This is a genomic window from Sphingomonas sp. NPDC019816 (genome assembly GCF_050274375.1).
In the GTDB taxonomy this organism is placed as follows: domain Bacteria; phylum Pseudomonadota; class Alphaproteobacteria; order Sphingomonadales; family Sphingomonadaceae; genus Sphingomonas.
The window spans coordinates 1-15,577 of record NZ_JBNNOB010000090.1; the positions used below are offsets into that span (position 1 = coordinate 1).

Annotated in this window: 16 protein-coding genes; 8 read left to right on the forward strand and 8 right to left on the reverse strand. The window is 70.1% G+C overall.

Annotated features, from left to right (window positions below; all coding sequences use genetic code 11):
- Nucleotides 1-96: 96 nt before the first annotated feature.
- Together ACQKJZ_RS13050 and ACQKJZ_RS13055 are read right to left on the reverse strand one after the other, a co-directional pair.
- Nucleotides 97-825, reverse strand: coding sequence for a class I SAM-dependent methyltransferase (locus tag ACQKJZ_RS13050; RefSeq protein ID WP_427731453.1), 729 nt, complete (start codon nucleotides 823-825; stop codon nucleotides 97-99).
- Nucleotides 826-829: 4 nt separating this feature from the next.
- Nucleotides 830-1,213: a GtrA family protein gene (locus tag ACQKJZ_RS13055; RefSeq protein ID WP_427731454.1), complete on the reverse strand. Its 384-nt coding sequence runs from the start codon at nucleotides 1,211-1,213 to the stop codon at nucleotides 830-832.
- Nucleotides 1,214-1,342: 129 nt separating this feature from the next.
- Between ACQKJZ_RS13055 and ACQKJZ_RS13060 the strand changes: the two genes are divergently transcribed.
- Nucleotides 1,343-3,112 (forward strand): AcrB/AcrD/AcrF family protein, encoded by a 1,770-nt coding sequence (locus tag ACQKJZ_RS13060; protein WP_427731455.1) that lies wholly within the window; start codon nucleotides 1,343-1,345, stop codon nucleotides 3,110-3,112.
- A gap of 133 nt (nucleotides 3,113-3,245) precedes the next feature.
- Here ACQKJZ_RS13060 and ACQKJZ_RS13065 read toward each other — a convergent pair whose 3' ends face one another.
- From ACQKJZ_RS13065 to ACQKJZ_RS13080, 4 genes are read right to left on the reverse strand one after another with little or no spacing between them, the layout of a single operon-like run.
- A complete protein-coding gene (locus tag ACQKJZ_RS13065) occupies nucleotides 3,246-3,869 on the reverse strand; it encodes a MarC family protein (RefSeq protein ID WP_427731456.1) in 624 nt (207 codons plus the stop codon).
- A 4-nt stretch (nucleotides 3,870-3,873) separates the two neighbouring features.
- Nucleotides 3,874-4,770, reverse strand: a complete 897-nt coding sequence (gene folD, locus ACQKJZ_RS13070) for a bifunctional methylenetetrahydrofolate dehydrogenase/methenyltetrahydrofolate cyclohydrolase FolD (RefSeq protein WP_427731457.1) — start codon at nucleotides 4,768-4,770, stop codon at nucleotides 3,874-3,876.
- Entirely contained in the window at nucleotides 4,767-5,069 is a 303-nt protein-coding gene (locus ACQKJZ_RS13075) for a DUF167 domain-containing protein (RefSeq protein WP_183952579.1), read from the reverse strand. Before ACQKJZ_RS13075 ends, folD begins: the two co-directional genes overlap by 4 nt.
- Complete coding sequence (locus ACQKJZ_RS13080) at nucleotides 5,069-5,380, reverse strand: YggT family protein (protein WP_183952578.1); 312 nt, start codon at nucleotides 5,378-5,380, stop codon at nucleotides 5,069-5,071. Before ACQKJZ_RS13080 ends, ACQKJZ_RS13075 begins: the two co-directional genes overlap by 1 nt.
- A 132-nt stretch (nucleotides 5,381-5,512) precedes the next feature.
- Between ACQKJZ_RS13080 and ACQKJZ_RS13085 the strand changes: the two genes are divergently transcribed.
- Nucleotides 5,513-7,360 (forward strand): AsmA family protein, encoded by a 1,848-nt coding sequence (locus tag ACQKJZ_RS13085; protein ID WP_427731458.1) that lies wholly within the window; start codon nucleotides 5,513-5,515, stop codon nucleotides 7,358-7,360.
- Between the two features lie 164 nt (nucleotides 7,361-7,524).
- Here the strand turns inward: ACQKJZ_RS13085 and ACQKJZ_RS13090 are convergent, their stop codons facing one another.
- Both ACQKJZ_RS13090 and tsaD read right to left on the reverse strand, forming a co-directional pair.
- Nucleotides 7,525-8,502 carry an NAD(P)H-dependent glycerol-3-phosphate dehydrogenase gene (locus ACQKJZ_RS13090; protein WP_427731459.1) on the reverse strand — a complete coding sequence of 326 codons (978 nt, stop codon included), beginning with the start codon at nucleotides 8,500-8,502 and terminating at the stop codon, nucleotides 7,525-7,527.
- Nucleotides 8,499-9,524: a tRNA (adenosine(37)-N6)-threonylcarbamoyltransferase complex transferase subunit TsaD gene (tsaD, locus tag ACQKJZ_RS13095; RefSeq protein WP_427731460.1), complete on the reverse strand. Its 1,026-nt coding sequence runs from the start codon at nucleotides 9,522-9,524 to the stop codon at nucleotides 8,499-8,501. The genes ACQKJZ_RS13090 and tsaD overlap by 4 nt, the downstream gene beginning before the upstream one ends.
- Nucleotides 9,525-9,589: 65 nt before the next feature.
- On the opposite strand from tsaD, the gene hemC reads away from it, so the two are divergent.
- The 6 genes from hemC to ACQKJZ_RS13125 all read left to right on the forward strand — a co-directional run bounded on the left by hemC (nucleotide 9,590) and on the right by ACQKJZ_RS13125 (nucleotide 15,353).
- The gene (hemC, locus tag ACQKJZ_RS13100) at nucleotides 9,590-10,501 is read left to right on the forward strand and encodes a hydroxymethylbilane synthase (RefSeq protein WP_427731461.1); all 912 of its coding nucleotides are present in this window, start codon (nucleotides 9,590-9,592) and stop codon (nucleotides 10,499-10,501) included.
- Nucleotides 10,502-10,509: 8 nt separating this feature from the next.
- Nucleotides 10,510-11,193 carry a uroporphyrinogen-III synthase gene (locus ACQKJZ_RS13105; RefSeq protein ID WP_427731462.1) on the forward strand — a complete coding sequence of 228 codons (684 nt, stop codon included), beginning with the start codon at nucleotides 10,510-10,512 and terminating at the stop codon, nucleotides 11,191-11,193.
- Nucleotides 11,190-12,158: a hypothetical protein gene (locus ACQKJZ_RS13110; protein WP_427731463.1), complete on the forward strand. Its 969-nt coding sequence runs from the start codon at nucleotides 11,190-11,192 to the stop codon at nucleotides 12,156-12,158. The genes ACQKJZ_RS13105 and ACQKJZ_RS13110 overlap by 4 nt, the downstream gene beginning before the upstream one ends.
- Nucleotides 12,159-12,219: 61 nt before the next feature.
- A complete protein-coding gene (locus tag ACQKJZ_RS13115) occupies nucleotides 12,220-13,872 on the forward strand; it encodes an ATP-binding protein (RefSeq protein WP_427731464.1) in 1,653 nt (550 codons plus the stop codon).
- Nucleotides 13,872-14,465: a response regulator transcription factor gene (locus ACQKJZ_RS13120; protein WP_427731465.1), complete on the forward strand. Its 594-nt coding sequence runs from the start codon at nucleotides 13,872-13,874 to the stop codon at nucleotides 14,463-14,465. Before ACQKJZ_RS13115 ends, ACQKJZ_RS13120 begins: the two co-directional genes overlap by 1 nt.
- A 90-nt stretch (nucleotides 14,466-14,555) precedes the next feature.
- Nucleotides 14,556-15,353, forward strand: coding sequence for a hypothetical protein (locus ACQKJZ_RS13125; RefSeq protein WP_427731466.1), 798 nt, complete (start codon nucleotides 14,556-14,558; stop codon nucleotides 15,351-15,353).
- The last annotated feature ends 224 nt before the right edge of the window (nucleotides 15,354-15,577 follow it).

Sequence of the window (15,577 nt, forward strand, 5' to 3'; positions counted from 1 at the left end):
GACTTCGCTCAGGCTGAACGGAGGTTTGTATGGGGGGCATGTTCCCCAACCCCGCTCAGCCTGAGCGAAGTCGAAGGCCACGCCCCAACACCTACCTCAAACCGGCTCCGCCAAAGTCACGATCGACACCCCCGGCGTCATCGGCGCGCGGCCGACCAGATGCCGTTCCAGCCGGAAGATCGCCTCGAACGCCTTGTTCAGCGGCGCGGGCGGCGGCGAGTCGTCGCTGTCGTCGCGCCCCGAAAGCCGCCCGGCGATGCGCGCGGCGGCGGCGAGCGGGAAGAGCAGCGAGTTGAAATAGGTCAGCTTGCGGGGCTTGAGACCCGCCTTCTCGATCGCCGTGACCAACGTCCCCTTGGAATAGCGGCGATGGTGGTGGTTCACCACGTCATGCGCCGACCACATCCACTGGTGCGCAGGGACGGCGATCAGGATCTTGCCGCCGGGCTTCAGGCACGACTTCATCGCGGCGAGCGCGGCGACATCGTCCTCGATATGCTCGACCACGTCGAGGACGGCGATCAGGTCGTAGGCGCCGCGTTCGATCCCCGGCAGTTCGGGCAGCGGCGCGGCCTGGACCGGCTTGCCCAGCCGGGCGGACGCGATCTCGCGCGCGGCGGGATCGATCTCGATCGCGTCGACCGTGCCGAAGCCCGCCAGCATCGGCAGATTGTGCCCGGTGCCGCAGCCGATCTCCAGGATACGCGCGTTCCCCGGCAGCTTACCATAGCGGGCCAGGTAATCCGCCAGGATGTCGCGGCGCGCGCGGTACCACCAATGGGTGGAATCATGCGCGGCCATGCGGTCGTAAACGATACGGTCCATGAACTTATCCGAAGACCCATTGGCGGTTGAGCGCGAAGGTCGCGATCGGCGTGATCGTGACCACCGGGATCAGCGCGACCCAGGGTTGTTGATGCAGAAGCCCGGTGACAATCCACGTGAAAAGCGCGTTCAGCACAAGCCCAAAGCCTTGCACCACCAGGAATTTCAGATGCTGCCTGCCGCTGGAATCGCGGCTGCCATGCCCGCGAAAGCTCCAGGCGCTATGCAGGAAGAAGCCAAAGATCACCGCCACCAGAAAGGCCGGCGGCACTGCCAGCACCGCCTTGTCGTGCGGTAATACCCAAGTGGTCAGCGGCAGATAGACCGCCGAATAGACGACCGTCGACAATCCGCCCGCGATCCCGAAACGGATAATCTGGCCCAGCATCCCGCTGTCCCGCCACCGCGCGATCCGATGCTGAAGAGTCGCCACGCCGCTACCTTGCCCCCGACCTTGCCCTTTGCGCCACCCGCGATAGAGCATCCCGAAGTCCTGCGCCTTAAGCCGCGGGCGGGTATGAGGGAAGCGTCTTTGGAACGTCTGCAAGGCGAGATCGACCGCAATTGGCGGCAATGGGTGATGATCGTCTGGCTCGCGGTGACCGGCTGGTACCTTTATGACCGCTGGGGCCAGATCCGCTGGTGGTCGCTGGGCGACACCGACGACAATATCCGCCTGATGCAGGTGCGCGCCTGGTTGGACGGCCAGGGATGGTATGACCTGCGCCAATACCGCCTCAATCCGCCGGGCGGCTTCGACATTCACTGGAGCCGCATCGTCGACCTGCCGATCGCGGGCCTGATCCTATTCTTCCGCCTGTTCACCACCCCCGCCTGGGCCGAGCGGATCGCCTGCGGCCTGGCGCCGCTTTTGCCACTGTCGGTCGTCATGCTGGCGCTGTCGGCGACGCTGCGCCGCCTGATCTCGCCCTTTGCATGGCCGGTGGGGCTGGCACTGCTGCTGTGCGCCAATTCGACCATGCTGATGTACATGCCGATGCGCATCGACCATCACGGGTGGCAGCTCGCCATGCTGGCCGTCACCGTCGCGGGGCTGTGCGATCCGCAAGGCAGGCGCGGCGGTGCGCTGGTGGGACTGGCCAGCGCGGTGTCGCTGGCGATCGGGCTGGAGATGCTGCCCTATGCCGCGATGGCCGGCGCGATCCTGACGCTGCGCTGGGTGTGGGACCGGGCGGAGGCGCCGCGCCTCGCCGTCTATGCCCTGACGCTGGGCGGGGGCAGCGCGGCCGGGTTCGCCGCCTTCGCCTCCAACGCCAATTACGCCATGCGCTGTGACGCGCTGACCCCGGTATGGCTGTCGGTGACGGTCGTCGCGGGCGCGCTGCTGTTCGTGATGGCGCGGATCAATCCGGCGTCGCGGGCTGCGCGGCTGGGGCTGGCGGTGGTTGCCGGCGGGATCATCGCGGGCGGGTTCGCCAGCCTGTTTCCGCAATGCCTGACCCGCCCCGAACAGGTCAGCCCCGAGCTCCAGCGCAACTGGTTGAACAATGTCCGCGAGGCCAAGCCGATCTACAAGCACCCGTTGCGTGTCGCGCTGCCGATGGCGATCATGCCGGTCTTCGGCATGATCGGTGCGATCGCCGCCGCCCTGCGCTTTCGGACGATGGGCTGGACCGCGATCGCGCTGTTCACCAGCTTCGCCTGCGCCATGCTGTTGTGGCAGGTGCGCGCGGCCCCGGCGGGGCAGTTGCTGGCGGTGCCGGGCATCGCGGCGCTCCTCTGGATGGCGCTGCCCTGGATCAACCGGCTGCGCTCGCCGCTGCTGCGCGTGCCGGTGATGGTCGCCGCCGTCCTGCTGCCGACGGGGATCGTCGCGGGGCTGATCCTGAAGAAGCTGCCCGCCGCGCAGGCCAATGCCTATGCCCAGCGCGTCAACCGCGCGACCGGGCAGTGCGTGCGCACCTCGGTGCTGACGCGGGTCAACGCCTATCCCAAGGCGACGGTCTTCACCTTCGTCGATCTGGGCCCACGCCTGATCGTGACGACGCATCACAATGCGATCGCCGGTCCCTATCACCGCAATGGCGATGCGATCCTCGACGTCCAGCACGCCTTTCAGGGCAATGATATGCAGGCGCGTGCGATCATGAAGCGGCACGGCGCGACGCTGTTGCTGATCTGCCCCGACATGGCCGAGTCGACCAATTACCGCGCGCGCGCGCCGGGGGGCTTTTACGACCGGATGGCGCATGGCTGGGTGCCGGACTGGCTGACCCCGCTGCCGCTGCCCAAGGGCTCGCCGCTGAGACTGTACCGGATCAGCTAAGAAATTCCTCCCCTATAAGGGGAGGTGGCAGGCCGTCAGGCCTGACGGAGGGGGGCTTCCAACAAAGGTCCTACCTAGTGGCACGCCCCCTCCACCATGCTGCGCATGGTCCCCCTCCCCGTGCCGGGGAGGATTATTTCAGACTCGCCGTGACCCCATCGATCACGAACTGCACCGCCAGCGCCGCAAGCAGCACGCCCAGCACGCGGGTGATCACCGCCTCGATCTTGGCGCCCAGCAGCCGCATCATCGGCCCCGCCGCCAGCAGCGCGACCAGCGTCAGCAGCAGGATCGACACCATCGCGCCCAGCACGACCAGCGAGCCTTCCAGCCCCGAGTTGCGGCTCATCAGCAGCATGACGGTCGCGATCGACCCCGGCCCGGCGATCATCGGCATCGCCATCGGGAAGATCGACACGTCCTCCGCCTCGTGCGGATCGTCGGCGACCTTGGCCGCGCGGTCCTCGCGGCGCTGGGTGCGCTTTTCGAACACCATCTCCAGCGCGATCAGGAACAGCATGATGCCGCCCGCGATGCGGAACGCCGCCATCTCGATGCCCAGACCGTGGAGCAGCGCCTCGCCGAACAGTGCGAAGACGAACAGGATGATCGCCGCGACCGTCACCGCGCGGATGGCCATCGCCCGGCGATGCTGCGGCGTCGCCCCCGCCGAGAGCCCCGCATAGATCGGCGCGCAGCCCGGCGGGTCGATCACCACGAAAAAGGTGATGAAGGACGAGATGAAGAGTTCGAGCACGCCCTTACAGCGCCGTCTGGTCGATCGCGACGCCCTCGCGCCGTCCCGCCGAGACCAGGGTGTTGCGCAGCAGGACCGCGATCGTCATCGGGCCGACGCCGCCCGGCACCGGGGTGATCGCGCCGGCACGCGTCGAGGCCGTGTCATAGTCGACATCGCCGACCAGGCCCGTGTCGGTGCGGTTGATGCCGACATCGATGACGCTGGCGCCGGGCTTGATCCACTCGCCCTTGACCAGGCCGGGCACGCCCACCGCCGCCACGACGATATCGGCACGACCCACCACTTCGGCCAGGTTGCGGGTGCGGCTGTGCGCGACGGTCACGGTGCAGCTTTCGCCGAGCAGCAGTTGCGCCATCGGTTTGCCGACGATGTTGGAGCGACCGACGACCACCGCATCCATCCCCGACAGGCTGGGGTGGATGCTCTTGAGCAGCATCAGGCAGCCGAGCGGGGTGCAGGGAACGAAGCCTTCGCTGCCCGTCGCCAGCCGTCCGGCATTGACCGGATGGAAGCCGTCGACATCCTTGTCGGGGTCGATCGCCTGGATCACCGCCTGCGCGTCGATCTGGCCCGGCAGCGGCAGCTGGACGAGGATGCCGTCGACGGTCGGGTCCTGGTTGAGCTGTTCGACGAGCGTCAGCAGCGTCGCCTGATCGGTATCGGCGGGCAGGCGATGTTCGATGCTTTCCATGCCCGCTTCGCGCGTCGCCTTGCCCTTGGAGCGGACATAGACGCTGGAGGCCGGGTCTTCGCCGACCAGCACGACCGCCAGCCCCGGCGCCCGGCCGGTCTGTTCGCGGAAGGTAGCCACCTGGGTGGCGATGCGGGTGCGGAGGCCGGCGGCGAACGCCTTGCCGTCGATGATCGTGGCGCCAGTCATTGGGGTATTTGGGGTCATGGCTGATCGCCATAAAGCGCCTGGGCCAACCGCGCCAGTATGTGCGGGTCGCCGGCGACATGCAGGCGTTTCAACCGCGCCGTCTCGCCGGCGACGATGCTGACAGCGCGCTTGGGCACCCCAAAATGTTTGGCCACCAGCGGGATCAGCGCCGCATTGGCTGCGCCGTCGACCGGCGGCGCGGAGAGGCGCGCGGCGAAATGCTCCTCGGTCCCGGCGGTCAGCGCATCGCGACCACCGCGCGGCGTCACCCGGACCGCGATATGGATGCCATCATCGCGCGAGGTCCAGGCAGGCATCAGCCGACGACGACCGCGCCCCCATACATCTGGTTGGCGATCGCGGTGTCCAGGATCTTGCCCAGGATGATCACCGCCAGCAGCACGACCATCGGCGACAGGTCAAGCGCACCGAAATCGGGCAGGATGCGCCGGATCGGGCGATAGAGCGGATCGGTCATCTTCTGCAGCGCGTACCAGACCGAGCGGATGAAATCGTTCGAGGTATTGATGACGTTGAACGCGATCAGCCAGGACAGGATCGCCTGCACGATGATGATCCACCAGACGACGTTGAGGAGAATCTGCAAAATCTGAAGGATGAGGATCAACGGAGGACGCTCCCGATGGCAATTGGCCCTTATCTAGGGCGCGAGGCCGGTCGGGGCAACAATCACACCGTCCGGTCCTGACGCAGCCGGAACGAAGATACGGGGCTGCGCGTCCCGCTTAACATGGAACAGGTGGCAGAGCCTCGGGGCAGGCGGCGGCATTGGGGGCGGATCGCGATCGGGGTGCTGATCGCCCTACCGCTGATTCTGTTACTGATCCTGGCGGTCTTTCCCTGGGGCATCCTGCGCGGCGCGGTGACGCGCGAGGCGACGGCGCGGTTCGGCCGGCCGGTGACGATCGGATCGGTGCACCGGGTCGACGGCTTCGGCTTCCACCCAGTGATCGCGGTCGAGGATCTGCACATCCCACAGGCCGCCTGGGCGGGGCGGGGCGATTTCGCGCGACTCGCGCGGGCCGAGATCCGCTTCTCGGTCTGGCCGCTGCTCAGGGGAGATTTCGTGCCCGAGGACATTCGCGTCTCCGGCCTGCGTCTCGCGCTGGTCCGCGACAAACAGGGTCGTACCAATTGGTCGCGCCCCGGCGAACCGCAAGGCGGCGGCAGTTCCACCGATCTACAGGGGCTGGTCGTCACCGATGGCGTGGTCAGCTACCGCGACGCCAAGGAGGATCGCGAAGCCGTCGTCCGCATCGCCGCCGACCCCGATCACGGCCTGCGCGCCGAGGGGCAGGGCAGGATTCGCGGCGCCCCCGTCGCCCTGCGCTTCACCGGCGCGCCGGTGCGGCCGGGGCCATGGCCCTTCAAGGCCGTGATCACCGGCGATCGGCTGACCATGAACGCGCAAGGGACGATGGACCGGCCGCTCGACACCGATGCGATGACGCTCGACCTGACCGCGCGCGCCGACGACCTGAAGCGGATCGATGCGGTGATCGAGGCCGGGCTGTTCCAGACACGACCCGTCCAGCTCTCCGCGCATGTCCGGCACGACAATCCACGCTGGACGATCACCAATCTGAAGGGGCGGATCGGGCGGTCGGACCTGGCCGGGCGGCTGACGGTCGACAAGAAGGAGGGCCGCACGTTGCTGGACGGGGAGGTGACGGCAGGGCAGCTCGACTTCGACGATCTGTCCTCGGCGCAAGGACGCGCGGAGGCCGCCGCGCTCGAACGTCGGATCGGGCCGCGCCTGGTGCCCAACACCCGGATCGACATCGGCAAGATCGACACCACCGACGGCACGATCCGGTTCAAGGTCGGCCGGGTGGTCAGCGCGCAAGGTCCCTCGCCCATCACCGGGCTCGCCGGGCGGATGACGATGGACCACCAGCGGCTGACCATCGACGACATCCGCATGTCCTTGCGCGAGGGCGTGGTGCGTGGGCAGGCGGTGATCGACCAGCGTGGCGGTCGGCGCGTGCCGCAACTGGCGCTGAACCTGCGGCTGTCGGGCGCGAACGTGCTGTCGCTGTCGGGGCAGACCGAGATCACCGGACAGGTCGCCGCGCATGCCCGGCTGACCGGCAGCGGCGAGACGGTGCGCGACGCGATCGGCCGCTCGAACGGGCGGATCGGGCTGGTCGTCGCCAACGGCACCCTGCCCGATCGCTATGCCGTGGCGCTGGGCTTCGATGCGGGGGCGGCGTTCATGGGGGATAGCGGCCGCGCGACGTTGCGGTGCATGATTCTGGGCGTCGACATGCGGGACGGGACGGGGCGAGCCGATCCGCTGATCGTCGATACCTCGCGCAGCCGGCTGGACGGGACGGGCACCGTCACCTTCCCCGACGAGCGGCTGGCGCTGCGGCTGACCGGCGCGCCCAAACAGGGTGCGACGCTGCAACTCTCCGGCGCGGCGACCGTGGCGGGAACGCTGGAAAAGCCGGACCTGACCATACCGCGCGAGGTGAAGTCGGTCGGCAATATCTTCAAGTCGATCGGCCGCGCGATCACCGGCAATACCGGACCGAAGGCACAGAATGCGGCGTGCGGGACGCTGGCGCGGCAGGTGTTGCGGTAATACATCCCCACGCTTTGTTCAGACCAAATCCCGAACCCCGTTCCGCCTGAGCGAAGTCGAAGGCCACGCCTCAACCTTCGCCAAGAGGGGTGATTGGTTACCCGATTCCCGTGGCCTTCGACTTTGCTCAGGCGGAACGGAGGTGGGGAGAACAAGAGTTGGGATCAGTTCCCCTCGGCCTTGAGCGGCCGGGCCAGTAGCGCTCCGATCACCTCGCCCACGGCCGCGCCGTCGAGCAACCGACACACCGCCTCGCATACCGGCATGTCGACCCCGGCCTCCGCCGCCGCCTGACGCAGCACGGGGGCGGTGAACGCCCCTTCCGCCACGGTCCGCCGATCGGCCAGCAACTCCGCCGCCGACCGCCCCTGCCCCAAGCCGACGCCCAGCGAGAAATTGCGCGAGGCGGTCGACGAGCAGGTCAGCACCAGATCGCCCAGCCCGGACAAGCCCGCCAGCGTCTCCGCCCGGCCACCGCGCGCGAGGCCGAACCGCGTCATCTCGGCAAAGCCCCGCGCGATCAGCGCGGCGCGGGCGTTCTGGCCCAGCCCCGCCCCCTCCACCACGCCGCAACCGATGGCGAGCACGTTCTTGATCGCCCCACCGATCTCCGCGCCGGTCACGTCGTCGGTGGCATAGGGCCGGAAATGCGGCGCGGCGATCCGCGCGGACAGGGCTTTCCGTAACTCCGGCTCCTCGCAGGCCAAGGTCACCGCCGTCGGCAGCCCCGCCGCCACCTCATGCGCGAAGGTCGGGCCGGACAGCACCGCGATCGGCGCGTCGGGGTGGGTCGCGCGCGCCACCTCGCCGACCAGCCGCCGGGTCCCCGCCTCGATCCCCTTGGAACACAGGACGAGTGGCTTGGACTCGACCGGCATCATCGCCAGCACCGCGCCCACGGCTTGCGCGGGCGTCACGACCAGCAGCGCGTCCATCTCGGCCATCGCCGCCGGATCGCTGACCGCCTCGATGCTGGGCGAAAGCGCAATGTTCGGCAGGTAGAGCGGATTGGCGTGGGTGGTGTTGATCGCCTCGGCCACCGCCGGATCGCGCGCCCAGATACGGACGGAACGTCCACCATGCGCCGCCACCTGCGCCAGCGCGGTGCCCCAGGCGCCCGCGCCGATCACCCCGATCTTCATGCCTTCACCCCCGCGCCGCGCACGGCTTCCGCCGCCGGGTCGAGCGGCCAGCGCGCGCGCGCGGGTGTATCGAGGGGATCGGTCAGTCCCTCGCGGAACCGCTCGACACCCGCCCAGGCGATCATCGCGGCATTGTCGGTGCACAGCCAGAGCGGCGGTGCGACGAAGCGCAGGCCATGCTCGGCCGCGAGTCCCTCCAGCGCGCCGCGGATCACGCCGTTCGCCGCGACTCCGCCCGCGACGACCAGCGCGGTGACGGGCGGCACATCGGCCAGCGCACGCCGCGTCCGGTCGAGCAGACAGTCGACCACCGCCTGCTGGAACGAGGCGGCGATATCCTCGGGCGAATGATGCCCGACCGCGCGGGCCACCGCACTCTTGAGCCCCGCAAAAGAGAAATGCGGCTCGGCCGAACCTTTCAGCGGACGCGGCAGCGGCACCGCGTGCGGATTGCCCTCGCGCGCCGCCGCCTCGACACGCGGGCCGCCGGGATAGCCGAGGCCCAGCAGCTTGGCGGTCTTGTCGAACGCCTCGCCCGCCGCGTCGTCGATGGTCGTCGCCATCCGGCGATAGCGCCCGACGCCCTCGACCAGCAGCAACTGGCAATGCCCACCCGAGACGAGCAGCAGCAGGTATGGGTAGGCCAGCTCGCGGTCAGACAGGCGCGGCGACAGGGCATGGCCCTCCAGATGGTTGACCGCGATCAGCGGCTTGCCCGCCGCATGGGCCAGCGCCTTGCCCGTCACGAGGCCGACCATCACCCCGCCGATCAGCCCCGGCCCGGCAGTCGCGGCGATCGCGTCGACATCCGCCAGGCTCACGCCCGCATCGGCGAAGGCGGCGGCGACCAGCGGCTCCATCGCCTCGACATGCGCGCGCGCGGCGATTTCGGGGACGACGCCGCCGAACGGGGCGTGCGCGGCCTCCTGCCCCAGCAGCCGGTGCGCCAGCACGCGGCCGTCATCGGTGACAAGCGCGGCGGCGGTCTCGTCGCACGAGGATTCCAGTCCCAGGATCAGCATGACCCATCCATACCCGCCCCTTGCGAACTTGTCGAAGGGGGGCTTGATGCGGCAAAGGCGGACACATGGTTCGTTTCCGGCTCGGTACGCGCGGTTCGCCGCTGGCCCTCACCCAGGCGCATATGGTGCGCGCGGCACTGGCGGCGGCGCAGGGGTGGGATGAGGACGCCATCGAGATCGTTCCCATCAAGACCACTGGCGACCGGGTGCAGGACCGCGCGCTGGCCGAGATCGGCGGCAAGGCGCTGTGGACCAAGGAACTCGACCGCGCGCTGTATGACGGTGAGATCGACGCCTCGGTCCATTCGATGAAGGATGTCGAGACGATCCGTCCCGACTGGCTGCACATCGCCGCGATGCTGCCGCGCGCCGATGTCCGCGACCGGCTGATCGGCGTGGAGACGATCGCCGAACTCCGCCCCGGTGCGGTGATCGGCACCAGCAGCCCGCGCCGCCGCGCGCAGATGCTGTCGCACCGGCCCGACCTGACCATCACGCTGCTGCGCGGCAATGTCGACCGGCGCTTGGCCGCCGTCACCAATGGAGAGGTCGACGCCACCCTGCTCGCCGCCGCCGGGCTGGACCGGCTGGGCCGCGAGGTCGGCCATGCGGTGCCGACCGACCAGATGCTGCCCGCGCCCGCGCAAGGCGCGGTGGGGATCGAAACGCGCGCCGACGATGCGGCCGCGACCATGTTGATCGCGTCGATCGACCATGCCGAGACCCATGCCTGCGTCATGGCGGAGCGGTCATTGCTCGCGGTGCTTCAGGCGGATTGCCACAGCCCGGTCGCGGCGCTCGCCTCGCTGTCGGGCGAGATGCTGACGCTGCGCGCCGAATTGCTGGCCGAGGATGGATCGTCGCGGGTCGGCGGCTGGGTCGAGGGCGCGCTGGACGAGGAGTTGGGGCCGAGGCTGGCGACCGATCTGCTCGACCGTGCGCCGCCCGAGGTCCGGCGGCTGTTCGCGGGGCGTTGAGCCGCCCCGTGACGATCGTCGTTATCCGGCCCGAGCCGGGCAATGCCGCGACGATCGCCGCATTGCATGATGCCGGGCTGGCGGCGCGGTCGCTGCCCCTTTTCGCCGCCCGGGCGCTGGACTGGACGCCGCCCGACCCGGCCGAGGTCGATGCCCTGCTCTTCACCAGTGCGCAGGGTGTCCGGCTCGCCGGCCCCGCGCTGGCCCGGCTGGCCGATCGACCGGTGATCGCGGTCGGCCCCGCCACCGCCGCCGCCGCGCGCGCCGCCGGTCTGTCGGTGGTACTGACCGGCGACACCGATGCCGCGGCGGTGGTCGCGGCGGCGCGGGCCGGCGGTTTCGCGCGGCTGCTCCATCTGGCGGGGCGCGATCGGGTGGCGACGGACGCGGTGGTGCGCATCGTCTATGCCGCCGAACCGATCGACATCCCGCCCGACACCGTGCGCGATCTGACCGGCACCATCGTCCTGCTGCACTCGGCCCGCGCGGCGGCGCGGCTCGCCCGACTGGTCGATGATCATGGCGTGGAACGGGCCGCCATCGCGCTGGTCGCGATCAGCGCCAAGACGGCGGCCGCCGCCGGACCGGGGTGGCGCGCGGTGGCGCTCGCCGGGGCGCCGCGCGACGATGCGATGATCGCCGCCGCGCGGGCGTTGACCCGGACAGCCGCCACGGGGATAAGCGGCGCATGAACGACTTCGCGCCACTCGACCGACCGCGATCACGCGGGCCCCGACCGGGCGCGACCATCGCGCTGATCCTGCTGGCCTTCGCCGCCGGGCTGATCCTGATGGCCTATGCGATGCGCAACCTGTCCTGGTTCGGCGGAACCGGTACCCCCGCCCCGCGCGCCGTCACCGCCAAGCCCGGCGGCACCACCACCGACGCACCCGGCAACGATGCCGCCCGCACCGCCGTCGCCGATCCGGTGGCGCTGGCGACGCGCGAGGCCGCACTCGCCGCGCAGCTCGCCACGCTGGAGGCGCGCGCCGCCGCCATCGCCACCGACTCCGCCGCGGCGGGCACGCAGGCAGGGCGTGCCGAATCGATCCTGGTCGCCGCCGCCGCGCGCCGCGCCATCGATCGGGGCCAGCCGCTGGGCTATCTGGAGGAGCAGCTGCGCACCCGCTTCGGCGCCAGCGAACCCCGCGCGGTCACCGTGCTGATCACCGCCGCGCGCCAGCCGGTCACGCTGGAGAGTTTGCGCCAGGGCCTCGACACGCTCAGCCCCGAGCTGGTCGTCAACGCCAGCGACGGCTGGTGGGAAGGGCTTCGACAGGAGCTCGGCCGGTTGATCGTCATCCGTGAGGCGAGCGCGCCCTCGTCCAACCCCAACGACCGGCTGGCGCGCGCGCAGCGATTGCTGGACGGCGGACAGGTGGAGGCGGCACGCGCGGCGGTCGCGCGTCTGCCCGGTGCCAACGCCACCTCGGCCCAGGCGTGGCAACGTGCCGCGCGCCGCTATGTGCTGGCGCGTCAGGCGCTCGATCTGATCGAGAATGCCGCGCTGGTCGCCCCGGTGACGGCGCCCGCGCCCATCGTGACCGGTCCGGTCGTCGGCACTCCCAATACCGCGCCCGGCGAACCCCCTTCGCAAGAGTCCGGCGACCAGGCGGCACCCGCCCCCACGCCTCCGCCGGTCGCACCCTCGATCTGACCGATCAATCCGGGTTTTTCCCGGATGCCGCCGGCGCGGTCGCTGATCCAGACACGATGGCATGATCGCGCTGCCCCGCCTTTTTCCAGCGCCCACCGCCGACCCGGCCGGGGGGGCGGCGGGCCTGCGCCGGTTCTGGGCGTTCGGCCGCCGGGAATGGCTGGCGCTCGCGCTCTATGCGCTGGCCTTCGCCGCCGCGCACCGGCTTTCGCATCTGTGGAGCGGATCGGGTTTCTATTCGCTCTGGTTCCCCGCCGCCGGGCTTCGCCTGGCGCTGATGTGGCGGTTGGGGTGGCGACTGACCCCGGTGATCGCGTTGATCGAAATCGTCGACAATGCGGTGTTCGGGTTCATCGCGTTCGACTGGGCCGGGGGCGCGATGACGGTGTGGGGCATCGTCCGCCCCGTCCTGGCCTATGGCCTGACGATCGCGGGCATTCAGTGGCTCGCCACCCGTCGCCGCGCCACCCTGCTCAGTGCGCCCATGCCGTTCGGACTGGCGGCCACGCTGGCCCCGCTCGTCGGCGCGGCGTTGGCGGTACCGCAGGCGATTCATAATCCCGAGCTGACCGGGGTGACCAACATGCGTGAGGTCATCGTCTCGCTGTCCGCCTTCGTTGTCGGCGACCTGCTCGGCACGCTGTTCGTCGCGCCGCCGCTGCTGTGGATCGCGGACCTGGGTGCGGGGGGGCGCGGGCGCGGCGATCCGCTGCGGCTGGGGCGTCCTTCCGTCGCGGCGATGGTCGAGACGGTCATGGTGCTGGCGCTGGGCCTTGGGCTGTCGCGGGTGCTGGAGGCCGGTGGGCTGGGGATGCAGCCGGCGCCGGTCCTGGTCGCGGTCGCCTGGATCGGGCTGCGCTTCGGGCGTGCGGTCGCCTGGGGCGCCTTGCTGGTCATCGTCCTGCTCGTCCTGCCCGATACGGCGGGCATGATGGGCACGCCCGAACGGTTGCAGCGTCACCTGGCGCTCGCGACCATCGTCGTCGCCGGCTATCTGGCGGGCAGCTTCGCCGATGCGCAGGCCGCCGCGCGCGCCAAGCTGGAGCGGCGCGACCGGCTGTTGTTCCAGGCCGAACGGCTCAAGACCTTGCGCGCCATGTCGGTGGCGGTGATCCACGAGGCGAGCCAGCCGCTATCCACCCTGGCGATCGAGGCGCGGCATCTGCGCAGCCTGACCGCCGATCTGGGTGGCGAGATCGCCGAGAGCGCGGCGCTGATCGATCGCAAGGCCGATCATCTGGCGACGATGATCCGCCGCCTGCGCCTTTTCGGCGGTCATGCCGCCGACCGGCCACAGCCGGTCGCCATCGCCGCGCTGGTCGAGATGGTCGTCCCCCTCGCGCGGGCGGAGGCGCGCGACGCGGGCGTGCCGCTGGAGATCGGCGGCGTCGCACCCGACCGCGCCGTCCTGGCGCAGGAGGTGGAGCTGGCGCAGGCGCTGATGAACCTGGTGCGCAACGCCGTGCAGGCCGCCCGCGCGCTGGACCCGCCGCCGCCCGTGACGCTGTCGGCCGCCGTCGACGGGGACCGGGCGATATTGTCGGTGACCAACCGCACCGCGCCGCTGTCCGCCCCCAAGGATGGCGGCATGGGTGTCGGCACCTTCATCGCGCGCGCCATCGCCGAGGCGCATGGCGGCACCCTGTCGCGCGATCAATCGCCCGACGGCATGGTGGTCGCCGCGCTGTCCCTGCCACTGGTCGAGGCCCGCTGATGTCGCCCTTTCCAGATCCCGACGCCGCGATCGTCCATGTCGTCGACGACGATCCCGATCTGGGCGCGGCGATCGCGCGCATGCTCGCGCGGCAGGGCTTCGTCACCCGCGCCTTTTGCGATCCCGCCGATTTGCTGGAGCGATATGGCGCGATACCGGCGCATGCGGTGGTCAGCGACGTGATGATGGGCGATCTGGACGGGTTCGGCTTCGCCGACCGTCTGCGCGCGCTGGACCCGCATGTGGCGATCCTGTTCATCACCGCCTGGCCGACGACCGCGCATGCGGTCGATGCGGTGCGGCGGCATGGCGGGCTGGATTATCTGGAGAAGCCGATCGACGAGGCGCGCCTGTCCGCCTCGCTGCGCGAGGGGGTCGCCTGGTCGCGCGACCGGCGTGCGGCGGCGGCACGCCTCGCCGAGCTGTCCCCGCGCGAGCGGCAGGTGTTCGACCTGATGGTGCAGGGCCATGGCAACAAGGCGATGGCCGGGCTGCTCGGCCTGTCGCCCAAGACGATCGAGGATCACCGCGCCGCCGTCTTCGCCAAGACCCGGACGCAAGGCGTGGCGCAGCTGATCGCCCTGTCGCGCTGATCGCCGGCGCCGGGTGCTTCAGCGCAACCGGCGGGAGCCGGTCGCCGTAACCCGCGTTGTGGGCGCATGGATTTTACCGGAAACCTGCGAATGACACGCCCCGCCCCCCGCCGCCTGACGCACTGGATCGGCGCCGCCGCGTTGCTGCCGCTCCTTGCCGCCTGTGGTCGCGGCGATGGCGGTCAGGACGATACCTATACCATCAACACCGCCGGCCCCACGCCAGCGGCCAGCGCCACCCCCTCGCCCGGCGCGAGCGACACGCAGCCCCCGGAGGCCGCTGCGACAGCGCAACCGATCAGCCGCCCCGCCGAACCGCAGGGCGTGCTGTCTTGCGCCGCCGATCGGGGGAAGGCGGCGGCGGATCGTCTGGTGAAGATCTGCACCTCGGTCTCGCCCGCCACCCATCCTCCGTGCAACGCCGCCAACAGCTGTGCGATCATCGAGGACGAGATCGCGCGCGGCTGCGCGCTGCTCGGCGATGAGGCGAAGACGACGCCGGGCTGCTCGGTCGATCCCAAGAGCGATGCGGCCGCCGCCGCCGTGGTCCGGCGCTATTATGCCGCGATCAACGCACATGACTATTCGACCGCCTGGATCCAATGGGGCCTGAACGGCCGGCCGGGCCAGCGCTTCGCCGATTTCCAGAAGGGCTTTGCCGACACCCGCGCGACCCGCGTGACGATCGGCCGCATGGAGCCCAGCGAGGGCGCGGCGGGGTCGGTCTATGCGACCGTGCCGGTGACGGTCGATGCCCAGCTCGACAACGGGAAGGAACAGCGTTTCACCGGCCAATATGTCGTGCGCCGGGTCAATGACGTGCCCGGCGCGAGCGCGGAGCAACGACGCTGGCACATCGACTCGGCGACGTTGAAGCCGGTGGGGTAAGCCCCCCACCCCCGTTCAGCCTGAGCGAAGTCGAAGGCCAAGGGACACCCGCGCGCATTTCGACTTCGCTCAGTGCGAACGGAGGAAGGGTATGCAAACCCCGACGCCTAGATCGCGATGACATCGTATCGAAGCAACGCGAGCCCCTCCCCTTCAGGGGAGGGGTTGGGGTGGGGCATCGCCTCACACTGCCCGCCTGTGGAGGCGCCCCCACACCAACCAAC